17 protein-coding genes are annotated in these 26531 nt (G+C 35.4%); all 17 read right to left on the bottom strand.

Annotation, left to right across the window (positions count from 1 at the left end; all coding sequences use genetic code 11):
- Window positions 1–72 precede the first annotated feature (72 nt).
- The 17 genes from ACFS3A_RS17000 to ACFS3A_RS16920 all read right to left on the bottom strand — a co-directional run bounded on the left by ACFS3A_RS17000 (window position 73) and on the right by ACFS3A_RS16920 (window position 26484).
- The gene (locus tag ACFS3A_RS17000) at window positions 73–639 is read right to left on the bottom strand and encodes an RNA polymerase sigma-70 factor (RefSeq protein ID WP_379826758.1); all 567 of its coding nucleotides are present in this window, start codon (window positions 637–639) and stop codon (window positions 73–75) included.
- A gap of 212 nt (window positions 640–851) precedes the next feature.
- Complete coding sequence (locus tag ACFS3A_RS16995; RefSeq protein WP_379826757.1) at window positions 852–1499, bottom strand: Pr6Pr family membrane protein; 648 nt, start codon at window positions 1497–1499, stop codon at window positions 852–854.
- A gap of 48 nt (window positions 1500–1547) precedes the next feature.
- Window positions 1548–2105, bottom strand: a complete 558-nt coding sequence (locus tag ACFS3A_RS16990) for a YdeI/OmpD-associated family protein (protein ID WP_379826756.1) — start codon at window positions 2103–2105, stop codon at window positions 1548–1550.
- A gap of 26 nt (window positions 2106–2131) precedes the next feature.
- Window positions 2132–2449 (bottom strand): MazG-like protein, encoded by a 318-nt coding sequence (locus tag ACFS3A_RS16985; protein WP_379826755.1) that lies wholly within the window; start codon window positions 2447–2449, stop codon window positions 2132–2134.
- A 3-nt stretch (window positions 2450–2452) separates the two neighbouring features.
- Window positions 2453–3367 (bottom strand): helix-turn-helix domain-containing protein, encoded by a 915-nt coding sequence (locus ACFS3A_RS16980; RefSeq protein ID WP_379826754.1) that lies wholly within the window; start codon window positions 3365–3367, stop codon window positions 2453–2455.
- A gap of 39 nt (window positions 3368–3406) precedes the next feature.
- Window positions 3407–3712, bottom strand: coding sequence for a hypothetical protein (locus ACFS3A_RS16975; protein ID WP_289660578.1), 306 nt, complete (start codon window positions 3710–3712; stop codon window positions 3407–3409).
- A 12-nt stretch (window positions 3713–3724) separates the two neighbouring features.
- Window positions 3725–4531: an SDR family oxidoreductase gene (locus ACFS3A_RS16970; protein ID WP_379826753.1), complete on the bottom strand. Its 807-nt coding sequence runs from the start codon at window positions 4529–4531 to the stop codon at window positions 3725–3727.
- Window positions 4532–4673: 142 nt separating this feature from the next.
- On the bottom strand, window positions 4674–7079 hold the full coding sequence (locus tag ACFS3A_RS16965) for a sugar-binding domain-containing protein (RefSeq protein WP_379826752.1): 2406 nt from the start codon (window positions 7077–7079) through the stop codon (window positions 4674–4676).
- A 176-nt stretch (window positions 7080–7255) separates the two neighbouring features.
- Window positions 7256–10783, bottom strand: a complete 3528-nt coding sequence (locus tag ACFS3A_RS16960) for a malectin domain-containing carbohydrate-binding protein (protein WP_379826751.1) — start codon at window positions 10781–10783, stop codon at window positions 7256–7258.
- 314 nt (window positions 10784–11097) lie between these two features.
- Window positions 11098–13827, bottom strand: coding sequence for an alpha-d-galacturonidase (locus ACFS3A_RS16955; RefSeq protein ID WP_379826750.1), 2730 nt, complete (start codon window positions 13825–13827; stop codon window positions 11098–11100).
- A 213-nt stretch (window positions 13828–14040) separates the two neighbouring features.
- Complete coding sequence (locus tag ACFS3A_RS16950; protein ID WP_379826749.1) at window positions 14041–14925, bottom strand: sugar phosphate isomerase/epimerase family protein; 885 nt, start codon at window positions 14923–14925, stop codon at window positions 14041–14043.
- 174 nt (window positions 14926–15099) lie between these two features.
- The gene (locus ACFS3A_RS16945) at window positions 15100–16245 is read right to left on the bottom strand and encodes a sialidase family protein (RefSeq protein WP_379826748.1); all 1146 of its coding nucleotides are present in this window, start codon (window positions 16243–16245) and stop codon (window positions 15100–15102) included.
- Window positions 16246–16388: 143 nt separating this feature from the next.
- Window positions 16389–19139, bottom strand: coding sequence for a glycoside hydrolase family 78 protein (locus tag ACFS3A_RS16940; protein WP_379826747.1), 2751 nt, complete (start codon window positions 19137–19139; stop codon window positions 16389–16391).
- A gap of 191 nt (window positions 19140–19330) precedes the next feature.
- On the bottom strand, window positions 19331–20350 hold the full coding sequence (locus ACFS3A_RS16935) for a hypothetical protein (protein ID WP_379826746.1): 1020 nt from the start codon (window positions 20348–20350) through the stop codon (window positions 19331–19333).
- Window positions 20351–20457: 107 nt separating this feature from the next.
- Window positions 20458–22026 carry an MGH1-like glycoside hydrolase domain-containing protein gene (locus tag ACFS3A_RS16930; RefSeq protein ID WP_379826745.1) on the bottom strand — a complete coding sequence of 523 codons (1569 nt, stop codon included), beginning with the start codon at window positions 22024–22026 and terminating at the stop codon, window positions 20458–20460.
- Window positions 22027–22412: 386 nt separating this feature from the next.
- The gene (locus ACFS3A_RS16925) at window positions 22413–24881 is read right to left on the bottom strand and encodes a glycoside hydrolase family 95 protein (RefSeq protein WP_379826744.1); all 2469 of its coding nucleotides are present in this window, start codon (window positions 24879–24881) and stop codon (window positions 22413–22415) included.
- Window positions 24882–25065: 184 nt separating this feature from the next.
- A complete protein-coding gene (locus ACFS3A_RS16920) occupies window positions 25066–26484 on the bottom strand; it encodes an acetylxylan esterase (RefSeq protein WP_379826743.1) in 1419 nt (472 codons plus the stop codon).
- Between the last annotated feature and the right edge of the window lie 47 nt (window positions 26485–26531).

Genomic DNA, 26531 nt, shown 5'->3' with positions numbered 1-26531 from the left:
ACAGTTTAAGTAAATGTTATATAACTAAGAGTACGAAATATCAAAAATGGGTGGAAAGATTTTTGATTTTTTTTAAAGAAAAAGCAAAATAAATAAAAGTTCGGAGTGATTTTTAAGTTTTTCCTTCAATAATTCTATGGCGCGGGCGCGTTGCGACTTCACAGTATTCACAGAAATATTAAGCTGATCGGCGATATCTTTGTATTTCATTCCTTCTAAACAGGAAAGTTCAAAAACTTCTTTACATTTTTCCGGCAGCGAATTTAAGGCGTCAATTAAAGTGGAATATAATTCTTCTTCCAGAATATTAAAGTCGAATTCTGCAGTTTCGTCTGAAAGTTTATGGTCTAATTCAACAACTTTTTGTTCTTTTTTTAAAGCCAGTAAAGAACCATTGCGAACCATTGTATATAGATACGATTTGACATCGACTATTTTTTCAAACTTAATACGGTTTTCCCAAAGCTGGAGCATTACGTTTTCTACAACTTCTTCGGCGAGAAAATTGTCTTTTACAAAAGTGAAACTATAGCTCACAAGACGTGGATACAAAGAATAAAATAGTTCTTTGTAATACGCTTCATCAATTCTGATATTTTCTTGTTCCGGGCTAATTTTTGTCTTCCTTTCTTTGCGCAAATATAAATTTTATATCAACAAATCATCATTTTTACTTAATAATTATCACCAAAACCCTTAAAGCACTGCAAAAAAGTAAGAATAAAATGCTGATTTGTATTTTTTATCATTTGCTGTTTAATCATTTCCTCCTAAATAAAATGTATAAACTCATTTACGTAAAAACATATTTTTTAAGTTTTAAGAAAAAAGATAATCTTATTATCACTAGTTTATCTAACTAAAATATTTTTTAGTTTCGAGATAAAAACTAAAATATAAGCTAAAATTGCAAAAGCCAGTAAAACAAACAATCCGTTGGTAATGGCTGTTGGAAACCCCAGTTTTACTGCGTCAATAAAAGGGTAAGGATAAAAATCGGTATAAATACCATGCAGTAACGTATAAATCACATAAATTATGGGATAAACTAACCAGACTATTATAGTTTTAAACGAAATTTTTTCCAGATTGATATAAAAAAGCCAGTATAGAAAAAAAAGTATGGGCACAACAGTATGGAAAATTTCACTAACAACTCTATGGAGTCCTTTTAAATCAACAACCGAACGAAGCAATAAATTAAAAACAAGGCCAACAATTATAATGTAAACTGTTATCGCTGTTATGGTTGTCGTTTTTCTGAAAAAAGTACTTATTTCAAATCTTCCTCCAAACAAAATCAAGGCACTACAGATAAAAACAATAGAATTAGTAAGTATTGTAAAAAAACTAAAAAACCGAACTATCGCACTAAAAAGTGTAAATTCGGATTGATTTATTAATAAATAAAACTGTGTTGGTAATGCATAAAGTTCAAGGGCTAATATAATACCCAGCAGAACTTCATTTCCTATTTTTGTGGTATTTTGCTTTTCCATAATTTACTTTATGTCAGAATACTAAAATAGGAATTTCAATCGAAACTTTTACAGAACTCTCTTTTGATTTTCGCTTTCTTTTATTGTTTTTTCGAGACGCGATTGTCTGGTCTTTTCCTGCTTTGCGCTCATAATCCAATGAATCATTACTTTTTTGTATGAAGGTGCTTGTTTTTGGAAAAATTCCCAAGCCGTTTTGTTGTTTTTAAATTCTTTCTCATAAGTCGGATCGAGAGGAACAGGTTCTTTTTCGTGGGAATAAATTTTGGATTTACTTTCGGTTCTAAAACTAAAGGCTTTTAAACCAGCATCGGTCATTAAACCCGCTTTTGTCAAATCTTCTATCTTCTGAATATTAATCGCACTCCAAATACTAGATGCCTTTCTTGGAGTAAAACGAATCGTATAACTATCCTTGTCAATAGATTTTCTGACACCATCAATCCAGCCAAAACAAAGCGCCTGATCTACAGATTCCGGCCAGGTTATAGAAGGCTTTCCGCTTGTAACTTTATAAAAACCTACCAAAAGTTCTTTTTCGTCTTTGTGGTTTTTCTCAAGCCATTTTCTAAATTCGGATTGATCTGCAAAGAAAGTTGGTGTCATCTATATCTATTTTATTTAATAAACTCTTATAATAATTTTTCTGTTTTAGCTAAGAAATCTTCTGTAACGGTTTCAATATTGATATTCATTCTTTCAGCTAAAACCGTCAGCCACCAAATTGATTCTCCTATTTTATGCTTTAATTCTTCTTCTGTATTTGCTTTTGGCCATCTCCCTTGCTGTGACATTACGTGACGGCCAACCAAACCTGCATCGGTTAGAAAAGCCAAGGCATCTTCTTCAATCGTCCATTCGCTTCCGTGATGTGCTACTTCTAGTTCATGATAACGCTTTCTTATCTCTCCAGAACGTTGTTTTAATTCTTCAAAATTTAATGATGCCATAATTTAGTTTTTAGTAAATAATTCTTTAAATGCAATCGGACTTACATTTGTTTTCTTTTTAAAAAGTTTATTGAACGACTGCGGATGCTCAAAACCTAATTTATAGGCAATTTCAGAGACTGAAAGAGTTCCTTTTGCAATATATTCTTTAGCCTTTTCGATTAATTTGTCATGAATAAACTGCTGAGTATTTTGTCCTGAAATACTGCGCAGTAAATCGCTCAAATATCGGGGTGACAACTGCATTTCATTGGCTACAAATTGTACGGTTAGCAAACCGTTTTCTTCTGGTTTTTCGCTATTAAAATAATCTTCTAATAGTTTTTCCAGTTTAGAAAGCACATCATTATTAACCGCTTTTCTGGTTATAAACTGACGGTTGTAAAAACGATTGCTGTAATTAAGCAAAAGTTCTATCTGCGAAATAATAACATCCTGGCTGAAATTGTCTATTCGTTCATTGAGTTCCTGCTGAATGTTTGTGAAAACACCCAAAATGGTCTCTTTTTCTTTCTCAGAAAGATATAAAGCTTCGGCAGCAGAATAAGAGAAAAACCCATATTTTTTGATAGTAGCATTCAAGGAATAAGGGCGAAAAAAATCGGGGTGAATATTTAATGACATTCCGCTGTAATCCGCTTCTTCATCCTGCATTTTCAGAACTTGTCCCGGAGATACAAACGACATGCCACCTTCTTCAAAATCATAGAATCCATGTCCGTATCTCAGTTTTCCCGTGAAATTAGTTTTGAAAGATATTTTATAAAAATCCAAAACAATTCCGTTTTCAAAGTCTTTGGGATCAAATACAGCTTCTCCATAATTCAGAATACTAATCAGCGGATGCATTGGTTTAGGCTGTCCCATAGCTTTATGCAGCTCTGAAACAGACTGGAATATTCTGGGTTGATTTTTCATTTTTTATGAATTAAATTTTGACTTAAAATGCTCCGCTTTTTACAAATTTACAAAATGTTCAACTGGTGCAATATTCCAGCTCACAGTACTTTGATCAATCATATCGTGTACAGGAGAATCACTAAGTTCTGTCATTAATTTATGCATTGCTTCAGTTCCTTCTTCTACACTGTCCCAAACGAGCATATCATAAACAACGTCTTTTTTCAATTCAAAAATTGTTCGGGAACGAAATCCTTTTTGGCGTTTCAAAAAAGCATCAATTTCAGTATTTGCTTCAATAAATTGTTTGGTTGTAAAACCTTTGAGCTTAAAGGTAGTCAATTCTATAGCTTGATTTTTCATCTGATTTGTAAATTAAAAAGTAAACATTGATTTGATGTTCTGAATCTGAGTTTCAGCTCCCAAACATAATCGTTCGTTATACAATGCATTCGCATCTTTTCCTGCTACATATCGCAGTTGACTTTTATTATCTGTAGCAGCTTCAAAAATGATTTGGGCAACATCTTCAGCATTTGTATAATTGTCCATTTGTTCTGCGCTGTAACCTTTGCTTACTTCTGTAGTTAATTCTTCGTACGCTTCGTGTTGTGCAACTTCCATAGATCGTATGGCAAAATCTGTTTTCATTCCGCCTGGCGCCACTACTTTTACCTGTATCCCAAACTGAATTAATTCTGATGCGAGACTTTCCGAAAATCCGTCTACCGCAAATTTTGTTGCGCTGTAAATAGAGCAAGTTGGAAAACCCATTAATCCGAAAGTAGACGTTATATTAATAAAAGTACCGCTTTTTTTCTCACGGAAATGAGATACAAATGCCTTTGAAACCCTAATCACACCAAATAAATTAGTCACGATCTGGCGTTCAATTTGATGGTTTTCCAGAGATTCCAAAGCGCCTATTAATCCGTAACCTGCATTATTCAGAACCACATCGATAGAATATTTCTCCAAAACACTTTTAATCGTTGAATCAATCTGTTCTGGATTTGTAACATCTAACGAAAGTACAATGACGTTTTCCAGCTGGTTTAATTCTGTTTCTTTTTCAGGATTTCGCATTGTGGCAATGACCTGCCATCCTTTACTTTGAAATAATTTTGCTGTAGATTTTCCTAATCCCGTTGAAGCTCCTGTAATAAAAATTGTCTTTTGCATTTTTAATTGTTTTAAAATTATAATGCAAAGATCAATCGAAGCCTAAGTCTGTTTGTAGTCTATTTGGAAGATGTTGTAGCCAAAATGACGCATACAAAAAAACTCCATTATTGCTAATGGAGTTTTCTAAGTTTTATATTTTTTAATTCACTTTAATTTCAACTGAAGAAACAGGAATTCCATTTCCAGTTTTCGCCTTCAACTGAATATCCTCTTTCTTTCCATTCGACTGAATAATCGCAACACATTTTCCATTAAACAATTTACAGGAATTGGCTTTAAACGATTCCAAATTGGCCTGATAACCATTATCAAGACCAACTAATTTTCCACCGCCAGAAACTTCAAAATTGATTAAATCCATTGCGGTTGGCAATAAGTTTCCGTCTTTATCAACCATTGAAACGGTTACATAAACCAAATCGTAAGTGTCGTTTTTAATAGTAGTTTTTTCTGCATTTAAATCAATTTTAGAAGCATCTCCAGCGGTATGAATTGCTGTCTCTAAAACTACCTTCCCACTCTTTCTTGAAACTGCTTTTAAAGTCCCAGGCTCAAATTTTACACGCCATGAAATATGCAAATCATCATTTTGTTTTGCTTTTTTTCCGAGAGATTTTCCGTTTAAGAATAATTCTACTTCATCGGCATTGTTGTAATATGCCCAAACTTCTACTTCCTGATCTTTTTTCCAGTTCCAATGTGGTAAAATATGCAGAATTGTTTTATTCGACCATTCGCTTTGATACATATAATACACATCTTTTGGAAGTCCCGCTAAATCAACGATTCCGAAATACGAACTTCTTGCAGGAAACGGATACGGATCAGGTTCTCCGATATAATCAAAACCTGTCCAGATAAAAGTTCCTGCCATAAAATCCTGACTTTTAATTGTTTTCCAATTTTCTTCGTGCGTAGCTCCCCAATACGATTTTACCTGATCGTATGCTGAAACAGTCCAATCGGCATTTCCGTCAAACGCAGCGCCGTGTTTTGTTGGCCAAGCTTTAATTCCGTCTGGAAAATCATAATGTCCACGAGTTTCTAAAGCCGAAACACTTTCTGAAGCTAATATTTTCTGCCCTTTAAATTTCGTTGGAAAATCTTTATAATCTTCGTGTTTATAATTGAATCCCAAAAGATCCAAAGCTCCTGACTGATAAATAAAGTTTTTCTCAATTACATTTTCGGTCAAAGCCGAAGTTACTGGACGTGTTGTGTCTAACGATTTTACAATTTTAGCCAATTCTCTGGTAATCGCAATTCCTGTCGAATCAAACTGTTCTCTAATTTCATTACCAATACTCCACATCATAACCGATGGATGATTACGGTCTCTTTTAATAAAATCCTCTAAATCCTGTTTGTGCCAGGCATCCCAATCTTTGTGATAATCATTGGTTACTTTTTTCTTTTTCCAAACGTCAAAAGCTTCATCCTGCACGATAAATCCCATTTCGTCGCACAATTGCATCATTTCCAAAGAATGCGGATTATGTGACATTCTAATAGCGTTGGCTCCCATTTCTTTCATCAAAGTCAGTTTTCGTCTAACAGCATGAATATTTTCAACCGCCCCCAAAGCACCATTATCGTGATGCAGACAAACGCCGTAAATTTTAGTTGGAACACCATTTAAAGAAAATCCTTTTTCTGAATCAAAATTGAAAAATCTAAATCCTAGAGGCGTTTCATAATTATCAACCAATTTCGATTTCTCGTAGACCTTTGTAATAACTTTATACAAATACGGATTCTCTGTACTCCATAATTTCGGCTGATTCAAAACCAAATCATGAATCTTTTTTTCTGATGTTTTAGCACCAATTTTTTCTGTAGAAGAATAATTAACAACTTCTTTATTTTCAGAATTTACGACCGAACTAACCAGTTTAAATTCTTTCATCGAAGCATTATCATTATCAATAGTAACTTCTATATGTATTTTTGATTTTTCTGATGAAACTTCTGGCGTTGTTACGAAAGTTCCCCATTTTCCAACGTGCAGTTTTTCACTGGCAACCAAACGTACATTCCTATAAATCCCCGAACCCGTGTACCATCTTGAATTCGGCTGAGAATCGTTATCAACTTTTACCGCAATCGTATTTGATTTTCCAAAGTTTAAATATTGCGTCAAGTCATATCCAAAAGAAATATACCCATTTGGACGAACTCCTAATGATTTTCCATTTATGAAAACTTCACTGTTTTTAAAAACACCATCAAATTCAATCGAAACTGTTTTGTTTTTCCAATTTGCAGGAATAGTAAACGCTTTGCGATACCAGCCTTTTCCTGCTGGTAAAAACCCCTGTGCTTGCTTCGTTTTGCTGTCTTTGTCAAAAGCGCCTTCAATACTCCAATCGTGCGGTAATTGAAGTGTTCTCCAATCAGAAGCATTGAAATTGGCATTTATTGCTTCGGGATAATCTCCTAATTTGAAGTTCCAGTTTTTATTGAAATCTTCGACAATTCTGGCTTGTTTTTGTGCAAAAACTGATACTGAAAACAATAAGGCAATTGTAATTTTTTTTAAAATCATATTCTTTAGTTTTCTCTCGCAATCCCGATAGCTATCGGGAGCAAAAATGCAAAGTTTTTTTCTGAACCATATAAGTAATGTAAGTTCATTTAAAGCAAAACTTAAATTATTTTATATTGCTTACATGGTTTAATTTTCTTTGCGACTCTGCGTCTTTGCGAGATTAATTTTCTATTTTATTGAAACTCGAAATTATCCAACATTAATCCCTTCAAATCATCACCTTCCAATGTAATTTTATACGTTCCTGCATTAATATAACCACCAGAAGTCGTATTCAAAATCTTCCATTTTTCTGTCGAAGAAGGAAACTCAATCATATCATTTCGCATTAAAATTCCGTATGCATCTTCCATTTTGAATTTCACTTTCATCGGAGTTTCATTTCTATTCATAAAACGGAAACGCATTAAATAAATTCCTGCAACTCCCGGTTTTACTTCAAACTCGATGCTGTTATTGGTCTTTTTAGTGAATTCAATAAAATCGGCTTTTTTGAAATTTCCTTTTTCGATTCCAGTTCCCGTTGTTTTTGTTTTTTCAGCTTCAATAATTACAACTGGTCTAGAATCGTCTTTTTCACCCATGTCGTAAGTTGGAACTACTGCAATTGTGTTTATGTTTTCTGAATTATCAAAAAGAATCTTCTCGCCTTTCTTTATTTTTTTAGTGAAAACATCAAATGAAATTCCATTGCTGTTTTTCGATTTTTCTTCTAATTTTTTATATTCAGAAAATCGCTCTAAATTCAATTTTTTATTATCTATAAAAAAATATAATTCCGAATCTTCTTTAGCAGTAAACGAACCTTTATTTTTAGAATTAACTGAAAACTGTAAATAATCTGCACCAAAAACTTCCGAAGGCAATTCAGTAAAAACAACATCAGAATCTGAATATTGTTTTGAATTAATATCCAGCCATGAAGCTATTCTGTTGATTTTATCATAAGAATCTAAAACCAAATTCTGAATGTTTTTTGAAGATTCTGAAGCTGGTCTTGCATGAATATCTTTTGTCGCAATCGCAATCGCAGAAATAATCGCCTGCGAAGCTTTTACATTCGGGAATGAAATCACAATTTTTCCGTTTGTGCTTTTTACTTTGAATGTTTTCTTCAAAGCGTTATCATGACCGGCTTCTGCCCAAATATCAAAATCTTTTAAAACTACATTATCATTAATTGCTACATCAAACAAACGCCAGCCTTTGCAGTCTAAGCCTCCGCCAGTTCCATACCATGGTTCTGTGAAATATAATTCTACTAAATATTCGCCGTCTGGAGCTGGAAATTCATAGCGTAGTTTATCAACGCCGTATCTAAAACTTTGAAATAACTCAGAATCTTTTGTTCCGTTTATTGGATCGAAAGTAGTTCTTTGACTGGCAAAAAAATCAGGGAGTTTTTCAAAATTATCTGTCCACGATAACGAACCCCAAGTATTTTGTCCGTTTTTATGTGTATCGGTAAACCAAGTATTTCCATCAGAATCTGTTAGTTCTGAACCTCCGCAATTTACTCTGTAAATATAATTGTAACCGGTTTTGGCTTTTGTAATATCTGCTTTATTGGTGGCTAAAGCATCGAAATTAGATGCTTTTGGAAAATTATTTAAGACAATATAATCTTTCGCAACCGCTTTCCCATTTACATAACCAACGGCATATAAAACATTGTATTTAATATTGACATTATTAAACTGAAAATGCTGTCCGATTCCTGGATTTTTTAGTTTTCCAAGTGAAGCTTTATTGACATCATTAAACAATTCTACTTCATCACAATTCGAATAAATATCAATTCCGTTTTTGATTCCCGGCTTTTCCCAACGACTTGGCCAAGTATGCGAAACGATATACACCATTGGATTGGTTTTGTTCGAAACATAATTCGCTCGGTACATATAAAATGCATCCAAAGGTTCGCCCCAAATGGTAAAAAGTCCTTTGTAATTGACTGGTCCGACTTTATCAATATCTCTAAACCCTTCACCATTTTGTACTCTTCCCGGATTCTCGTGTGAAGCAAAAAGCCAGTTAAATTGTCCCGCAATTTTATCTCTTACCGATTCGGCTTCTCTAACTTTAATTTCCATTAATTGAGAGAATCTGTTTTCGCTTAAAGTTCCTTTCTGGTCAAACTCGCCTTCGGTATGTAAATCGGCAGAACGCCATGCGCCGTATTCTCCGTTTAATAACTGAGTGGTCATTTCCAGATGGTATTTTAACGGATCTCCGCCATATGTTCCCGACCAGTTTTGTACGACATTCCAATCTGTTCCTTCTCCACCGTTACAAGTTGTTACGATTCTTTGAGAAGCTGATAACGGATCCATTTCACGGATAATCTGCGTGCATTCTTCAGCAAATTCTTTCGGAATCGTGCTTTCATTCTGCAATCCCCACATTACTACAGATGGACTGTTTCTTCGTTCCTTTATCCATTCTCGTAATAAGGTTTTGAAGTTTTCCTTAAATTCTGGCGTATCGTACCAAATATGTGCCGAAAACTGACTCCAAAACAGAATTCCGTTTTCGTCCAGTTCTTTTTGATATAATAAGTTATGAGGCTGATGCGCTTCTCTAAAAGCGTTAAATCCGCCTGCTTTGATTTGTTCGATTCGGGAATGAATCATTTCGTCTGAAAACGAATGACTTTTTCCAATCAAATGTTCGTATTCGCAAACACCGTTTATAAAAACCGGTTCATCATTGATGAAAAAACGATTGTCTTTTCCGTCACGACTTACCGGCCAGCTTACCCAGCGAATTCCATATGGTGTTGTTAACTGATCGACTATTTTTCCGTTTTCATAAACTGAAGTAACCAATTTATACAAATACGGATTGGATGGCGACCATAATTTCGGATTCTGAATCTCAGGAAGCGTTTGTGCTATTTCTTTTGTTTCTCCCGAATTGATTTTATTATCGCTTTTATTGATAGCAACTTTCTTTCCTGAAGCATCCAGAAGAATATTTTCGATAGTTAAATTTCGTTGTGAAGTGCCGTAATTCTTGATTTCAGTTGTAGTCTGAAGGATCGCTTTTTGCTTAGAAACCGATTTATCATTCCAAACATGAACACCAAACGGCTGAATTCTAACATTGTTTGTAATTACCAAAGAAACTGGCCTAAAAATTCCCATTGGCTGAGAACCTTCAGAAAATCCCCATTCTCCTGAACAGCCTCCGCAAACCCAAGGAAGATCTGCAATAAAAGAAGGATGTGATGCTTTTACTAAAATGATATTTTCTTTGTCGAAAGAAACCGCTTTGGAAATGTCTAAAGTAAAAGTGGTTCTTCCGCCTTTGTGCTCTCCTACTTTTTTACCATTTACCCAAACAGTCGCATACGAACTTACGCCTTCGAAATAAAGAAAATGCTGTTTTGAACTGTCTTTTTTATCCAGTTTAAGCGTTTTTTTGTACCAAGCAGTACCATGCAAATTTCCATGTTTTGTTCTTCTGAAACCATAATACTGATCCCAATTGTGAGGCACACTAACCTTCTGCCAATTGGAACCAGTTTCTGGATGGTCTACAAACCTCTCTTCTTGTGCGGGAAGATTATCCAAGATTACGGTTTCCCAAGATGAATTCAGCGAAATTTCTTTACGAAACTTCCCCGAATCTTTGCTCTGACTCCAAACAAAGCAAAGACTTGAAAAAAAACAAAAAATAAAAAAAACTATTCTATTCATATTTTATAAACCATATAAGTGATTATAAGGTTGTTTTTAAGTTATCTTGATAACAGACCTAACAGGTTTTTAAAACCTGTTAGGTCTAATCACGTTTACTTCGAGCAAACCTGACGGGTTTTTAAAACCCGTCAGGTTTAAACGTTTGCTTGCGTGAGGGATGGCAGTGGAGCTCTTTTTTGAGGCGATTTTTCTTCGCCTCAAAAAAAGCGGGAACGTACAGCCCGACCCGAAGGGACACGCCCAAATTATTCTTTTAATTTTAAACTTTATTATATACCTATAAGGTTTCGAAAACCTTCCAGGAAAGTAGATTAATAAAACAACCAGTCAATAGCTGCTTTTTCCCCTGCATCTATATATCCAACATCACGTGGTGTTATAGTCTGGTCTGCGTCTATAAAGCCTAAAATCAATACTTTTCCTTTTCCTAAATCTAATTTATTCTCGCCCGGCTGGAAAGTATAGGTATGAATGTTTACACGAGGCAACTCTTTTAAATTCATCGCACTTGCCAGAATTACTTCGGCCTGACCGTGCGCATTTCCTGCTGCATCTGTTTCTAAACTTGGCGGTAATAAAAATCGCTTCTGATCTGAATTGAAATAACCAACTACTAATTTAACCGCTTTTGTGTTTCTAAACTTCAAATGTGTTCCTTTTTCGTTTTGATCGTTTTCTACGAATGAGAATCCTTTAAGGTTTTGAAGCTCTGGAGCAATTTTAGTTAACTCAGAAATATCTGTTCCGTAAACTTTTGTTCCGGTTTTTACTAAATAACTTCCTGGTTTTTCGTCAATGAAAGTTACTTCTGCAGATTTCCAAGGTTTTCCTTCTTTGGTTTCAATTTTACCATCTTTTGATGCTTTTAGCTTTTCTAAATTTCTTTTAAAATTAGCCAATTCACGTTCGTAATGTGGTAACAATTCAGCCCAAGTTTTGTTGTTTCCGTCGTCTCCTCCAATTGGGATTCGGCGTTGAGCAGTTTGCATACTGTTGGCATAGAAATATGTATCTTTTGTCAGTTTTACCAATAATTCATAGTACTCGATGCTTTTCTCTAAATGAGGCATTGCTTTGTCTAAATCGGTAATATCGTTTGAATAACTGTATCTTAAAACCAATAAAGCGGCTTTTACTTTTTCTGAAAAGAAATCGGCGAAAGCCTTATAAGCATGAATATCATTTTTAAGACGTTCAAATTCTTCTTTGTCTTTGGTTACACTGGCTTCGGCTTTGTCGATGGCTTCAACGGCTAATCTTCCGTGTTCTGTAATTTCAGCAATAATCTGAGTTGGAAGTTCACCAGAATGCGGTTCTTTATTCCACTCTTTTTTAGCATATTCCAAAAGTAATTCGCCCGCAGGCCCGCAAGATTCATGGAATCCCGGATATACTCTCCATTTTGACGGATTAACCAATTGGCTTTCAAACATTCCTAATAATAAAGTCTGACGGTTTCCTTCTGTAATTCCGAAACGTCTTAATGTTTTTGGAGCAATTTCTCCCGTTTCTTCGTAGGCTTTTAAAATGTTGTTTGCAGCTTCTTGACTCGTTCCGAATTTCGTTGCTAAATCATTATCCCAGAATTTAACTTCTTCGCTACGGTCTCTTTTGCTGTCCCAAGCATATCTTGCCCAAGCTTTGTACCAAATCCAGTCACGATCCATTTCTAATAAACGCTCGCCACTTTTTGTTTTATCTGCCGAATAGGGCCAATCCCAATAAGAAGCCTGCGGATATAAATGTAGCGCATTTGCACCATGAACGCTATGCATCGCTTTTACCGTTTTCTGGATAAAGTCTGGCGAACCATATCTGAAAGGTTCTAGATTTGCCAAAATATGAACGTTCTCAATATGAATTGATTTTAAAGCGCTTAATTGTTTGTGCGTTTCTCCCCAAGGACCTCCCGGCGTATAAGTCGTCAACGATTCTCCTGTATATTTACTTTCTGTATATAAGTTTTTATATAACGGAAGTGATTTTTCCATTACCAAAGGTCCGTCTGTATCGTGAGAACGAAGAATAATTGGCGGTTCTTCTGTTTTTCCTAATGCCTGTAAACCATCACGAACACCTGGGATAATCGTTTTGGTAAACCATTCGACATCATCATCAACGGTATTGATTGCTTCTCCCAAGCAAACCATTAAGCCAACGTTTGGATATTTTTCGATAAAAGCCGCAATAGATTTTCGCGTATAATCAGATAACAAAGGCGTAATAGGTCTTGAACGATCTTGTGTTTTAATGTTGTAATGCTCTGCAAAAGGCTTAGAAACAATAATATTGTAAAACATCTGAATTACCCAGATTCCACGTTTATTCGCTTCAACGGTTAAGAACTTATAAATTTCTTCATTTTTCTTGAAATCTTCATCGCTGACTTCTACTGCAAACGGATATTCTTTTAATTTTACTAAAGAAGCAAACGGATGACCGTTCCATAAATACAAAGAATTCATACGGTTTTCTACCAGCATGTCTAAATATTTCACCCATAAAGCTTTATCATAAAACCAAGGGAAAGTTTCTGGAGTGTATGGATATTCGTAAACGTCACGTCCTGGAAGATAAACTGGTTTCTGCATTCCAATGCAGGCTCCTCGCAAAACCATTTCGGGACTGTCATCAATATTAATTTCTGAAGGAAGTTTTCCTAAAGCTTTAATTTTATCTGTTAATTCTAAAGCGCCATACAAAGCTCCTGAAGCATCTGTTCCTTCAATATAAATGACATTATTTTGAGTTCGAATCTGAAAACCCTCTTTTTTCGATAATTTGCTGTCGTCGATTTTAGCGCTTTTAGCATTTTGTTTCCAGAAATCGGTTCCTTTTTCTCCAATTACAATTACTTTATCTTTTGATTTTTTGAATTTAGCTGAAGATGTTACGCTGAATCCTTTTGCTGAAAGAGTTTCTGATAATTTATCTGCTCCAAATTTTGCTCTCGGCGAATTGGCATCACTAACAACTGTAATGTTCTGCGCAGTTGCGAAAGAGACGTAAAGACCTAAAAAAAGTAATTGTAAATATTTCATTATGTTTTATTTTTTGACCACAAATTGCACAAATTTTCGCAAATTATAATCGTGATTTATCTGCTGAATCTGCAAAATCTGCGAGCAAAATTTCTCACGCAGATTTAGCAGATTAGGCAGATTTTTATTTTTTTTACTCCCGATAGCTATCGGGATAAAAGATTTCCACAGATTTAAAAAATCATTTTAATCCTTTTAATCTGTGGCTATAAATTAATTTTGGAAAATCTTTTTCAAATAAGCCACATTTGCTCCGTAATTGGCTTTTACATTGTGAACTTGAGTTACATCACGAGAACGTTCTACAATAAGCCATCCACTCCATTTCATTTCGTCCAAAGTTTGTTTGATTTTTGGCATGTCGATCGCTTTGTCATTTTCTAACCAAAACTGATCGGTATTTGAAGCGTGAATTTGCGCTACATATTTCTTTCCTAAGATTTTCAATTCGGATGAAATGTCTCTGCCATTATCAACTGCATTGGCAAAATTGAAAGAACTTTTAATGTATTTTGAACCGACTTCGTCCAAAAGTTTTTTCTCCTCTGTCGCATCCAAAGAGGTTTCAATTGCAATTACTCCACCTATTTTACCAACTTCTTTTCCTGCCCATTGAAGTCTTTTAATTACTTCTGGACGTAACTCCGGATTTTTAACTAAATCCGTTTGTGTTCCTAATGGAAGATAAGCCACTTTTACTTTCATGTTTTTCATGGCCTGAATGCAATCCGTAATCATGGGTGTGATTTCTCTTGTAGCAAAAGACTGTGCATAAAATCCAGACATCGCAATCGAACTTATTCCGACACCAGTTTCTTTCGATTTATCTAAGAATTTTTGTCTTTCTACAGGATCGCCTAGTTTGCTGTCAAAAGTCGGTCTATTTCCTAAACCTCCCATGTCCAGTTCGATTCCGTCAGCTTTTATTTCAGCTGCTAAAGCAAAAGCACCTAATTTTTGTCTTTTTAAAATCATCCAGTCGCAAACCGCAACTTTATATTTTTGCTTTTTGTTTGAAGACTGAGCCGTTGCACAGCTGTTGAATGTTGCTGACATCACAACAAGCATTGCTATAAATAAATTTCTTTTAGATTTCATGCTTATATATTTTTTGTCACAGATTAAAAGGATTAAAAAGGATTAAAATGATTTTTTCTAATTAATCTCCAAAATCTGCCAAATCTGCGAGAGTATTTTTTTTCACGCAGATTTAGCGAATCTAGCAGATTTTTCAATCCTCTCCAATCCTTTTAATCTGTGGCTAAATCTTTATTATTCTTCCTCTGCTTTTACTGCCGTTACCACTTTTCCTTCCTCTCCTGGCCAGACTCCGTTTTTGATTGGAAGTGCTACCAATTTACTTGGGTCGATTTTCACATATTTCAGTTTTTCTCTTCTCCAAGTATATACAATATGCACCATTCCGTCTGAACTTTGAATCATCGAAGGATAAGAATATTGACTGATTTTTGAATCTTCTAAAACCAAAGCAGCATTCCAATTGATTCCGTCTTTTGAAACGGAAACGTTTAAAGGTGTTCTTGGTCCTTTTGCTTCTGTTCCCGGAGGTAAAACGTGGTTGTAAACCAATAAATGTCTTCCGTCTTTAAGTGTTACGGCATCAGTTCCTGAGTTGTTATTTGGAAGTCCAATTAACTCAACATCCGACCAAGTTTTTCCGTTATCCTTTGAGAATGTGCTGAAAATCGCTCTGTTTCTGGTTCTTCCGATAGCCTGAATACTTCCGTCTTTATGAAATAAAATACTTGGCTGAATCGCATTGATTTTTTGTTTTCCTCTTGGAAGTGTGTCGCCCATTACCCAAGTTTTCCCGAAATCTGGAGTAGATTCCATACGAAGTCTCCAACCGTCGCCTTCGATACTTGACGGACATAATAATGTTCCGTTACTTAATAATACAGGTTTGTTTTTGATTGGTCCTAAGAAACCATCTGGCATTTTTTGAGCCTCAGACCAAGTTTTTCCCCCATCAGATGAAGTTCTGATTACGCCCCACCATTCAGATGGTTTTGGCCCAATTTTGTAGAAAAGCATTAAATCGCCACCTGGGATTTGATATAAAACCGGATTCCAAGTTGGTAATCTCGGTCCGTCTTTCATTACACCATCGGCAACTTTTACACCTTCGTTCCAAGTGTCGCTTCCTTTTGGTTTAATGGCTACGTAGATACAAACATCAGGATTTCTTTCGTGAGTTCCGCCAAACCAAGAAGCAACTAAATCACCATTTGTAGCTTCGACGATTGTAATCGCATGACAAGACGGATAAGGCGCTTTATCGTAAACAAATTGATCTACTAAAATTCCTTCTTTCCAAGTCTTTTTCTCTAAAGCCGATTTACAACTTCCTAAAAGGAAAAGTCCAAACAAGACAAATGCTAATTTTGTTATCTTCATTCTTAATTAAATTATGAATTATTTTTTCTGACTATAAATACATACCCAACATTTTTTTAGGTAAAAATATTTAATAAGTGTAAAAATAACACCAAAAAATTAACAATGTATCCTGTACTGTCCCGAATTATTAAAAATGCAAATTATTTAACGTTTATCGTATAATTTCCTGACGAAAGTGTCACAACTGTTTGATTTTTTTCTAGTGAATGAGCATAAGAAGTTTTATCCAACTTTTGTTTATTAATCGAGATTGCAGAAACATCAATAGCAGGAAGATATACTACAGCCGTTGTATTAGCAGGAATAGTAATATTCCAAACCAAAGCTTTTTTATCCTTTTTCCAGTCACTTTTAATCATTCCGTAAATTGATTCGTAAGCCGCATTTACATAAGTCAATCCCGCATTAAAATCTGGTTTCATAATAATTTGTTTGAAACCTGGAGTTTCAGGATTGCTTTTGATTCCGGCCATATTTTCGTAATACCAAATCAATAAATCACCTAATAGCATCACGTGGTTCTGCGAATTCATTGCAGGATCCGCCGTGTTTCCGTTCCAAAGTTCCCAGATTGTTGTAGCGCCATTTTCGACCATATAACCCCAGCTTGGATAGGTTTTATTTGATGCCAGTTTGAAAGCCAAATCACCACGACCAAAATTGGTTAATGTTCGCATTAAAAATTGTGTTCCGATAACTCCAGTGCTTACGTGACCGTTTTTTGTCACTTCCACTTCATGTACCAGATTTTCAAATACTTTTTGCTGTAATTCTTCCTGAACCATTCCGAAAGTTAAAGGCAGTAAATTGGCTGTTACGGTGTTATTGGCGTAGCTGTTCTTTTCTTTATTGAAATATTTAGCGTTGAATGCTTTTTTAATTCTTGAAGCCAATTCGTCATAATGTTTTATATCATTTTGTGCATTGGCAATCACAGCAAACTTTTTCATGATATTTAAAAGCTGATAATAAAACGCACTTGAGATTAATTCGCCATCTGTTAAACGAGAAGGGTCTTTCGAACGAATTAATTCTAAAGATTCTGGCGGAACACACCAATCACCGTATTTATCTTTGGTCATAATATCGTCAACCAAATAGTTTTCTTCCATATAATCCATCCATTTTTTCATGTATGGATATTGTTTTTCTACCACTTTTGTATCTCCAAATTGCTGATACAGCATATCGGCAACCGTGATATAAGTTCCAGGCCAGGTCACATTATCTCCGTAATAACGCCAGAAAGCTGGTGCTACATCCGGAATTCCACCATCGATAGTCTGTGAGTTTTTAATATCATCTAACCATTTTGCGTACAAAGTCTGATTGTCGAATAAAAAGCTTTCTCCGTAAGCTCCCGTTGTTCTATCTCCCAACCAAGGCTGACGCTCGTTTCTTTGCGGACAATCAATCGGCATTCCTTTATAATTACCGCTGATTCCCCACCAGGCATTCTTAAAAATCTGATTCATAATTTGGTTCGAAGAATCGAAAGTTCCCGTAGTCTGAATATCATCATAAACCACTTTTCCAACAAAATTTTCTAAAGCTGGCTTGGTTTTAAATCCTGAAATCTCTACAAATCGAAATCCGTGATAAACAAAACGTGGCTCCCAAACTTCTTCGCCCTCGCCTTTCAATGTATAAATATCAGTCGTTTTCGCATCACGGAGATTCGCAATGTATAAAGAACCATCTGATTGTAATGATTCGGCAAACTTCATCGTGATTTTATCGCCTGCATTTCCTTTCACTTTCAGCTGAAGCCAGCCCACCATATTTTGTCCCATATCCAAGATATAAGTTCCTTTTGATGTTAATTTGATTGAAATTGGTTTCACTTCACGTTTTACCTTCATATTCGCCGACATCTGTCCTTCGTAGAATCCGCCCGGCTCCTGAACGTATCTCGCATTTACCCAGTTTTTATCGTCAAAATTAACCGTGTTCCAGCCTTTCATTTCTTTGCGGGCATCGTATTCTTCGCCGTCGTATTCGTTGTTGGCCAAAATCGGGCCGTCGGTCGTTAGTTTCCAAGTGTCGTCAGTTCGGATAACGTCCTTGCTTCCGTCTGTATATTCTACAAACAACTGCAGAGCCATTTTTGGCAAACCAAATGACTTGATTTTATAGGGTTTATAATCCTGACGCATAGCAAAAAAACGTCCGTTTCCTAAAATCGTTCCCAGCATATTTTTACCTTCTTTCAATTGAGAAGTGACGTCAAAAACATTGTATTTTATATTTTTGGTATAGTCCGTAGGGACAGGTGCTAAAACTTGGTCGCCAATTTTATTTCCGTTAATGTATAACTCGTACAAGCCCATTCCCATAATGTAAACTTTGGCGCTTTTGACTTGTTTTTTCAGGTTGATTTCTTTTCGTAGATAACGCGCTGACAATTTTGAATACTGCGAAATGCTGTCATCTTTTGACAATTTTTCGTAACCAATCCATCGTGTCGATTTCCAATCTGCATACGTTAAAATCCCAATGCTAAAATGTGCTGTTTCTTTTGATTGAACTTCTCCTTTATTGGTAAAAACCGTTACTTTCCAATAAGCGTCTTGTCGATCTTTTAGTTTTTTTCCATTATAAATTACATTTATAGATTCGTCGCTTTGTACCTTTCCGCTGTCCCATAAATCTGCGTTTCCGGCATTTAGTTTTTCTAAAGACGAAGAAGCTAAAATTTGATAATGAGTTTGTTTTACATCGTTTACGCTTGCTTTAATTTTCCAGCTCAATCTTGGTTGTAAAACATCAATTCCTTCAGGATTGGTTAGCATTTCACATTTTAAATCACTTACAATGATTTTGGTTTGGGCTTTCGCCGAAATTGTGAAAAGTGAAATGATTAATGTAAGATGTAAAAAAAACTTTTTCATGATTTTATTTTCAGTCCCAGAGGGACGATATATTTATAGATTTTATAATAACAAGTTCAATAAGCTCCAGCGGAGCGACATAATTTTCTATAGGTATCGCTCCGCTGGAGCTTTTTATCATTTGGATATGTATTTTGCTATAAATATTATGCTTCTCCGAAGCTTCATTCTTAAATCAAACCTTAAACCAATTACGGATTAATAAACCTTCGTAATTTATCCAGCGTACTTAAGCTTTCAAAAGCAATTTTATAGTGTTCTAACAATTTACTTGCTTTCCAGCGCATTTTCCACTCTGGATCTTTCAGTTTTTGTCTCAGCTTAGATACTACAATTGAATTACTCTTTAAAACTTCTTCATCAATCCAATCTTGAAGAAATTCTAAAGCCTTTAAACGGGTTTCTAAATCCTTATGATCTAATCCTTTTAGCAATATCTGTCTAACTTGTCCCGCATTATACGAACTTATATCTTCTACTAAAATCTCATATAAAACTGGAGTTAGTTCTTTTATTTTATTCTGATTTAACGCAATCTGAAAAACTCTGCTAAACTCATCAGAAAGAAAACCCGCCCATTTATCAATATCCTCATCTTCACTCAGCGAATAATAAATAAAACTGACTTTATCAGGTTGCACAAAGAGTTGATTTTCACAAAAACGTTTTATTCCATCTAAATCTTTCACAGCTAATTTCTGAACATCTTTTATTGCTTCTTCAGAATCCTCATGTTCAAGGTCATAATATTGTTCTAAAGTGATGATTTGGTCAAAATCATATATTGGTTCATAAACTGTTTTATTCTCGCTCATAGTGCTTGGTGTAAACTTTGGAGTATATTTTTTTATAAGTTCCTTAATTTCATTTTCAGAAACATCATAATCATCTATTTTTATTTCGATGGTTTTCTGCTTATAAACAAAAGTGAGGTAAAACTCTTTATAGGACAAATTGTACTTTGCCGTGTGTTCTGTTTTGGCAATAACTCTTGGAAATATAATGTCTTTCCATTCATAAAAAATCTCATTAAGTTCTAATCCTTCTTGAGAGAATATTATTTTTTTATGAAAATTAAAAAGAGTCATCACTGCTTTTTTTCCATAAACGATGATAAACAACACAGCAACAATCGGTAAAACCAAATCACCAAATTTAAATCTAATCTTTTCAACATTTATGATTGATAAAAAGTAAATCCCTAAAACCACAAATACCATATTCCATACAATATGAAATACACCGCCTTTGATTGAATAATTTAATACTGTTTTCTCCAAATTTTATTCTTAACTAAATCAACTTTATCGGTTTAAAATTATTCAGAAACTAACTTCTCCAATCTCTCAGAAACCGCAATTTCTTTTCCGTTTTTAAAGATTCTAAAACCTTTTCCTTTTTTATATTTTTCTCCCGTTTTATCCCAAAGAATGGTAATGATATTGCCGTGATATAAAACATTATCCAGACAAAACCAATCCCATTTTTCTTGCGGAATCAACGGATTCACTTCAATTTTTTCATCTGCTCTCGGACGCAAACCAACCAATCCCGTAATCACTAAATCATTAAAAGTCGAATGATTATAATAACGGCTTCTTTCTCTATCGCCCATTAACCAATAACCCGTTGTTTCGTCTAAATACTCACCAATATAAGGTTTTCCTCTGTAATACTGCGACTGAACGTACAATTCCATCTGTTTAAAATAATCAGGTTTTGCTACAAAATTCTGATTGTAATTATTCAAAACATTCGCCAAGGCCGTTAACGTCTGCGAACTGGCAAATGGCCAGATAGCGCCGTCCCATTCGCAGGTCCCTGTTCCGTGTGTTCTAAATCTCGGACTTCTTCTTTCTGCTGTTGTTAATCCAAACGGAGCCGAAAATCCCTTTTCATCTTTAATTTGTTCCCAAGCTTTTTCAAAACCTTTGTTTTGCTCCGGCAGATTAAAATACCACGGAATAAATCCGATTGCTTCTCGAACTTGAGCCAAAGTATCTTTTTCAGTCAAAGTTTCAAAAAACTCACTTTTTGAATTCCACAATTTCGTTTGTATTGATTGTCGCAGAACAGAAGCTAAAGCTTTATATACTGTTTCCGCAACCTTATCGCCTTTCATCTCAGCCATTTTAGAAATCGCTACGGCATTTCCATACATATAACTGTTAATCGTTGGTCTTGCATTTTGCACTTTTCGTCCGCCACTTAAGGATTCTTCCATTCCATCTTTTACATCATGTTGCCAAAACAATCCATCTTTACGCTGACGGTCATTTACCCAAACAGTATAATCAGCAACCATGTCGGGGTATAAATCTAATAAGAATTTTTCGTCTTTATTCACCAAATAACGATTGTACAAAGCATCGGCTGTCCAACTGCTGAATTTATACAATTTGTTCATCGGTCTGCCATCATTTCCTCGATACCAGATTTTCACGTCCTGCTCTATATATTTCGGATCATGAACCCATCTAAATTCGTTGATATGATGTCCTAAAGCACAGCTGATCATATTGTATTTATCAGCATACGAACGGTCTACCAAAAACTCGGTAATCGCAAATCCTTGCGGAGTATTCTTAATATGTTTACGAACGCTCCACCATCTGAAATAATAAATCTCCTCAAAATTCTGCTGAGGACATTCAAACAACGGAATATTCTTTTCCATCCACGCCCACGCACTGTCATTGGGAATTGCAAACTTCAAATTTTCATCTTCCATCGTGTTGAAATAATCCACATAATGTTTGAAGTTTTTTTCTTTTAAAACAACTGATTTTCCTTTTTGAGAATGGTCTGCACCAGATTTACAACTGCTGTTTAAACATGCAATTGCTATTGAAAGTGTTATTATTTTATATTTGAAATGTTGTAACATATTCTAATTATTATTTTAAATCTAATTCTTTGGGCGTGCCCCTTCGGGTCGTGCTGTCCGTTCCCGCTTTTTTTGTTCGGCAGAAAAAGCCTCATAAAAAAGAGCTCCACTTCCATCACTCACGCAAGAGAACTTTTCGTTTTCAATCTCCTGCAAAGTTTCTACTCCTGCAAGGTTTCCAAAACCTTGTAGGTGTTTTATTTTATTTTTTCAACACAATCTTGTCATTTCGACGAAGGAGAAATCTTCGTTAGAAACTCGACAAAGATTGGCGATTCACTTTACGGAGTTACTTGTGGAGATTTCTCCTTCGTCGAAATGACAAACTGTGCGTAAAACTATAAATACCTAACAGGTTTTGAAAACCTGTTAGGATATAAAATTAATTAATTCCCAGTAAAAGTATAAGTCTGTCCCGCTTTCGTATCTACATCGTAAATATTATAATTTGGCAATTGTACTTTAGGCAATTTTGCTTCATTAGAAATAATCGGATTCTTCACTTCCACATCATAAAATAACAGATTTGAATTTTTCCCTTTTGCTTTTTTGATTGAAGAACCACTTAATGTATTCTCTACCTTCAATCGGCAGTTTCCTCCAATTTTCGAATAGATTTTAAGCGTTGAAACCTTATTATTTTTCCAAGTCATATCGATTACGAAACCGCCTCTTGCTACTAAGCCTTTTATACTTCCATCTTTCCAAACGGTTGGTAAAGCAGGCAATAACTGAATCGCATCTTCCTGACTCTGCATCAACATTTCGGCAAAACCGGCCGTGCATCCAAAATTTCCATCAATTTGAAACGGCTGATGTGCGTCTAACATATTCGGATACGTTCCGCCACCTTTTCTTTGATCTGCTGTTACTAAATGTAATTGATCCTGAATCAATTTATACGCATGATTCCCGTCTAATAATCTTGCCCATAAATTCACTTTCCAGCCCATTGACCAGCCTGTAGATTCGTCTGTTCTGTAAATCAAGGATTGTTTTGCTGCTTCAAATAATTCTGGTGTTTTTATTGCCGAAATCTGATTACTCGGATACAAGCCATACAAATGCGAAACGTGTCTATGATTGTCTTTTGGATTGTCCCAATCGTCCTGCCATTCCTGCAATTGACTGTGTTTTCCCACTTTCATTGGAGGCATTTTTGCCAAAGCATCGCTAACTTTTTTTGTATAAGTAACATCTGGTGAAACTAAAGCTGAAGCTTCAATAACGTGCGTAAACAAGTCAAAAACCAACTGATTATCCATTGTGGTTCCCGATGCAATTGTTGCTTTTCCAGTTCCGCCTGCATGTGTATTTTCAGGCGAACTTGATGGAACAACCACTAAATATTTTGTATTAGGATCAATTACCATAAAATCCAAAAAGAAATCGGCTGCACCTTTCATGATTGGATAAATTTCTGCTAAATACTTTTTATCTCCCGTGTATAAATATCTTTCCCATAAATCCTGACAAACCCACGCACCGCCAGTAGGCCACATTCCCGAAGCAGCTGAATCGACTGGAGCAGTTACACGCCAGATGTCGGTATTGTGGTGTAAAACCCAGCCATTTGCATTGTACATTATTTTTGCCGTTTCTGCACCAGTAACAGCCAATTCTTTTGCCATTTGTACAAATGGTTCATGCATTTCCTGCAAATTGGTTACTTGTGCCGGCCAGTAATTCATTTCGGCATTGATGTTGGTTGTGTATTTACTGTCCCAAGGTGGTGTTACCATATCGTTCCAAATTCCTTGTAGATTAGCTGGTTGTCCGCCTGGCTGTGAACTCGAAATTAAAAGATAACGTCCAAACTGGAAATATAAAGCAGCCAATTGCGGATCAAACTGTTTCGAGAAATCTCGGATTCTTTCGTTTGTTGTTTTTTTAACCAAATCATTTGAGCCTAAATCTAAAGAAACTCTGTTGAAGAATTTTTGATAATAATCAACATGGGCTTTCTTAATCGTTTCAAAATCTTTGTTTTCAGCTTTCGCTAAATAGTCTTTGCTTTTTGCAATTTCATCTCCTGAAATATCCTGATAGTTTTTGAAGTTGGTTGCAATCGAAATGTACAAAGTCACTTCATCGGCTTTGCTGATGCTTAAAACGCCGTTGCTGGCATCGATTTGGCCACCTTTATTTTTAGCGGTTAATCGGCCTTGAAATTTTACTTTTCCTTTTACGCCTTCAAAGTTAGTCCCAACTCCCGAAAGTACAATCTGGTTTCCTTCTGTCGAAGCTACCGTTTTATCAATGGGACTGTTCATGAAAACGTTACAAGTAATCTGTCCTGGCTGACTCGCAGTAAGTTTTACCACAATAACCTGATCTGAAAATGCGGTTAGAATTTCTCTTGTAAATTCAACACCGTTTACTTTGTATTTTACCTTCGCCGTCGCATTGCTGATGTCTAAATCACGGTAATAATCGGTATATTTTTGATGTCCTGCGAATGAAATATAAACGCTTCCAAAAGTCTGATACGGCATTCCGTCGTTGGTCTGCGACATAATATCCTGCGTCGCCAAATCCTGCGCTTCATCAAATTTTCCGTCAAAAATTAACTGACGAACAATTGGCAATGCTTTTATCGATTTAGTATGTGCATTGCTGTTTGGCGAACCTGCCCAAATGGTTTCTTCGTTTAATTGTAAACGTTCTACAGCTGGATCGCCAAAAACCATTGCACCCAAACGTCCGTTGCCCAAAGGCAAGGCTTCGTTCCAGATGGACGCAGGTTTATCATACCATAATTTTAGGTCGTTACTTGACTGAGCAATGATATTCTGACCTGCTAAAATCAGTAAAATTCCAAAACCTAATTGCTGTATTTTAACTCTTATCTTCATAAATATTTTTTTTCGCCACGAATTCACGAATTTTCTCTAATTATTCTTTGCGTATAATTTCTCTAATTTATTTGCCACAGATTAAAGGATTTTCACTGATTAAAAATCTGGCAGATAAAAAATCCTAATAATCATTTTAATCTGTGGCAGAAAAAAATAATTCGTGAATTCGTGGCTATCTTTTTTACTTCTTAACCTCGTAAACTTTCAGATTTTTTTCTCCGAACATTTCATATAATTTGTTGATGTCTTTTAATGCATTTTTCGGTAGTTTTTCTCCTTTATCTCCAAAAACTAACAACTTTTCTTTTGGTTCAATTACACACATCGATTCGTCGATTTCTCCCTTTTCGTTTTTTACTTTATTCAAATCTAGGTTTAAATATTTCGCCATAAACGGATACAAAGCCATACGTTTCGAGATTCCGAAATCATGTCCTTCTTTTGCAAAATGAGCATTTTCGACTAAATCTTTCTTTCCATACAATTCATATGTTCTTTGAATAAAAGGGAATTCCAATTCTGGAACTGCCAATGTCCAGTCTTTTCCATCAGAAACAATTAATTGCGGTTTTGGAGCCATCATCGCTGAAATTTCAGCGTTATTGGTTCCGTTTCCACATAAGTGAATTCCACGTCCGCTTTCGCATGGACAACCGCCTGAAAAGTGAGACGAAACCATTACAACCGGAGCTGAAACTTTCACTCTGTCATCAATCGCCGATAAAAACATGGTGTGCGATCCTCCGCCAGAACCTCCAGTAACACCAACTCTAGACATATCGGCATTTTTCACGGTTGATAAATAATCCAGTAAACGAATTCCTGTCAATAATTGTACAGTCGATGCAATGCTGTTTCTGTGCGTTTCTTCTGGAAATTGCAATAAAGATTCTCCCCATGCAAATAAATCGTAACCTACTACAATTGCTCCCATTTTGGCCATCATGGCACAACGGTACTGTTCGTCTTTTCTATATCTTCCGTCTCCAAAATGCCCGTCAGGTGTAATAATTACAGCCGACTTTTTATTGAACGGATACGGTTTGTAAATCGATCCTGTGGCATAAACTCCAGGCAGGATTTCTAAAGCAATATTTTCTACACTGTAGTCTTTGTAAATTCTTTTTGGAGTTAAAAGTGGTTTAGACTTGGGCATTGGGGGTGCCTTTTCTAATCCAAATGATGCAATCATACAAGCTTTTAACTCCGTTTTGCGTTTCTCCCATTGTTCTTTGGTCGAATAAAGACTTTCTAAGTAAAACAAGCGTTCTTTTCCTTTATCTACCGAAACTTTATGGTTTTCATACTTGCGTATGATGTAGTTTCCATCGGGTTGTTTGAAATACATCAATTCAAACGGCGCTAAAATATTAGTCAGCGAAAGCGCTAAATTTCCGGGTTCAATTCTCCAATCTGCATAGTCCAGTTCTTTTCCTTTCAGTAATCCTCTGTCGTCGTTGATGGTTACGTTAAAAGTAGTCTCGATTTTTTTAAGCGTTTCTGATACTGGCTTTCTAAAATTAGTATCAGAAGTACTTTGCGCATTAGCAAATGTCAAAGCAAAAATAGAAACTAAGAAGATGTATTTTAAATTTCTCATTTTATATTGTTGTGTTTTGGTACGCTGATGAAACAGATTTACTTCGT

The organism is Flavobacterium notoginsengisoli (assembly GCF_042686225.1).
Taxonomy (GTDB): Bacteria; Bacteroidota; Bacteroidia; order Flavobacteriales; family Flavobacteriaceae; genus Flavobacterium; species Flavobacterium notoginsengisoli.
This window is presented reverse-complemented; position numbering and strand designations above follow the sequence as displayed.

What these genes read in the sequence shown, in the direction of transcription:
- ACFS3A_RS16960 (WP_379826751.1), bottom strand. Translation starts at nt 10,783, where the DNA reads ATGAATAGAATAGTTTTTTTTATTTTTTGTTTTTTTTCAAGTCTTTGC.
- ACFS3A_RS16950 (WP_379826749.1), bottom strand. Translation starts at nt 14,925, where the DNA reads ATGAAATCTAAAAGAAATTTATTTATAGCAATGCTTGTTGTGATGTCA.
- ACFS3A_RS16945 (WP_379826748.1), bottom strand. Translation starts at nt 16,245, where the DNA reads ATGAAGATAACAAAATTAGCATTTGTCTTGTTTGGACTTTTCCTTTTA.
- ACFS3A_RS16975 (WP_289660578.1), bottom strand. Translation starts at nt 3,712, where the DNA reads ATGAAAAATCAAGCTATAGAATTGACTACCTTTAAGCTCAAAGGTTTT.
- ACFS3A_RS16985 (WP_379826755.1), bottom strand. Translation starts at nt 2,449, where the DNA reads ATGGCATCATTAAATTTTGAAGAATTAAAACAACGTTCTGGAGAGATA.
- ACFS3A_RS16925 (WP_379826744.1), bottom strand. Translation starts at nt 24,881, where the DNA reads ATGAAGATAAGAGTTAAAATACAGCAATTAGGTTTTGGAATTTTACTG.
- ACFS3A_RS16920 (WP_379826743.1), bottom strand. Translation starts at nt 26,484, where the DNA reads ATGAGAAATTTAAAATACATCTTCTTAGTTTCTATTTTTGCTTTGACA.
- ACFS3A_RS16930 (WP_379826745.1), bottom strand. Translation starts at nt 22,026, where the DNA reads ATGTTACAACATTTCAAATATAAAATAATAACACTTTCAATAGCAATT.
- ACFS3A_RS16990 (WP_379826756.1), bottom strand. Translation starts at nt 2,105, where the DNA reads ATGACACCAACTTTCTTTGCAGATCAATCCGAATTTAGAAAATGGCTT.
- ACFS3A_RS16965 (WP_379826752.1), bottom strand. Translation starts at nt 7,079, where the DNA reads ATGATTTTAAAAAAAATTACAATTGCCTTATTGTTTTCAGTATCAGTT.
- ACFS3A_RS16940 (WP_379826747.1), bottom strand. Translation starts at nt 19,139, where the DNA reads ATGAAAAAGTTTTTTTTACATCTTACATTAATCATTTCACTTTTCACA.
- ACFS3A_RS16970 (WP_379826753.1), bottom strand. Translation starts at nt 4,531, where the DNA reads ATGCAAAAGACAATTTTTATTACAGGAGCTTCAACGGGATTAGGAAAA.
- ACFS3A_RS16980 (WP_379826754.1), bottom strand. Translation starts at nt 3,367, where the DNA reads ATGAAAAATCAACCCAGAATATTCCAGTCTGTTTCAGAGCTGCATAAA.
- ACFS3A_RS16955 (WP_379826750.1), bottom strand. Translation starts at nt 13,827, where the DNA reads ATGAAATATTTACAATTACTTTTTTTAGGTCTTTACGTCTCTTTCGCA.
- ACFS3A_RS16995 (WP_379826757.1), bottom strand. Translation starts at nt 1,499, where the DNA reads ATGGAAAAGCAAAATACCACAAAAATAGGAAATGAAGTTCTGCTGGGT.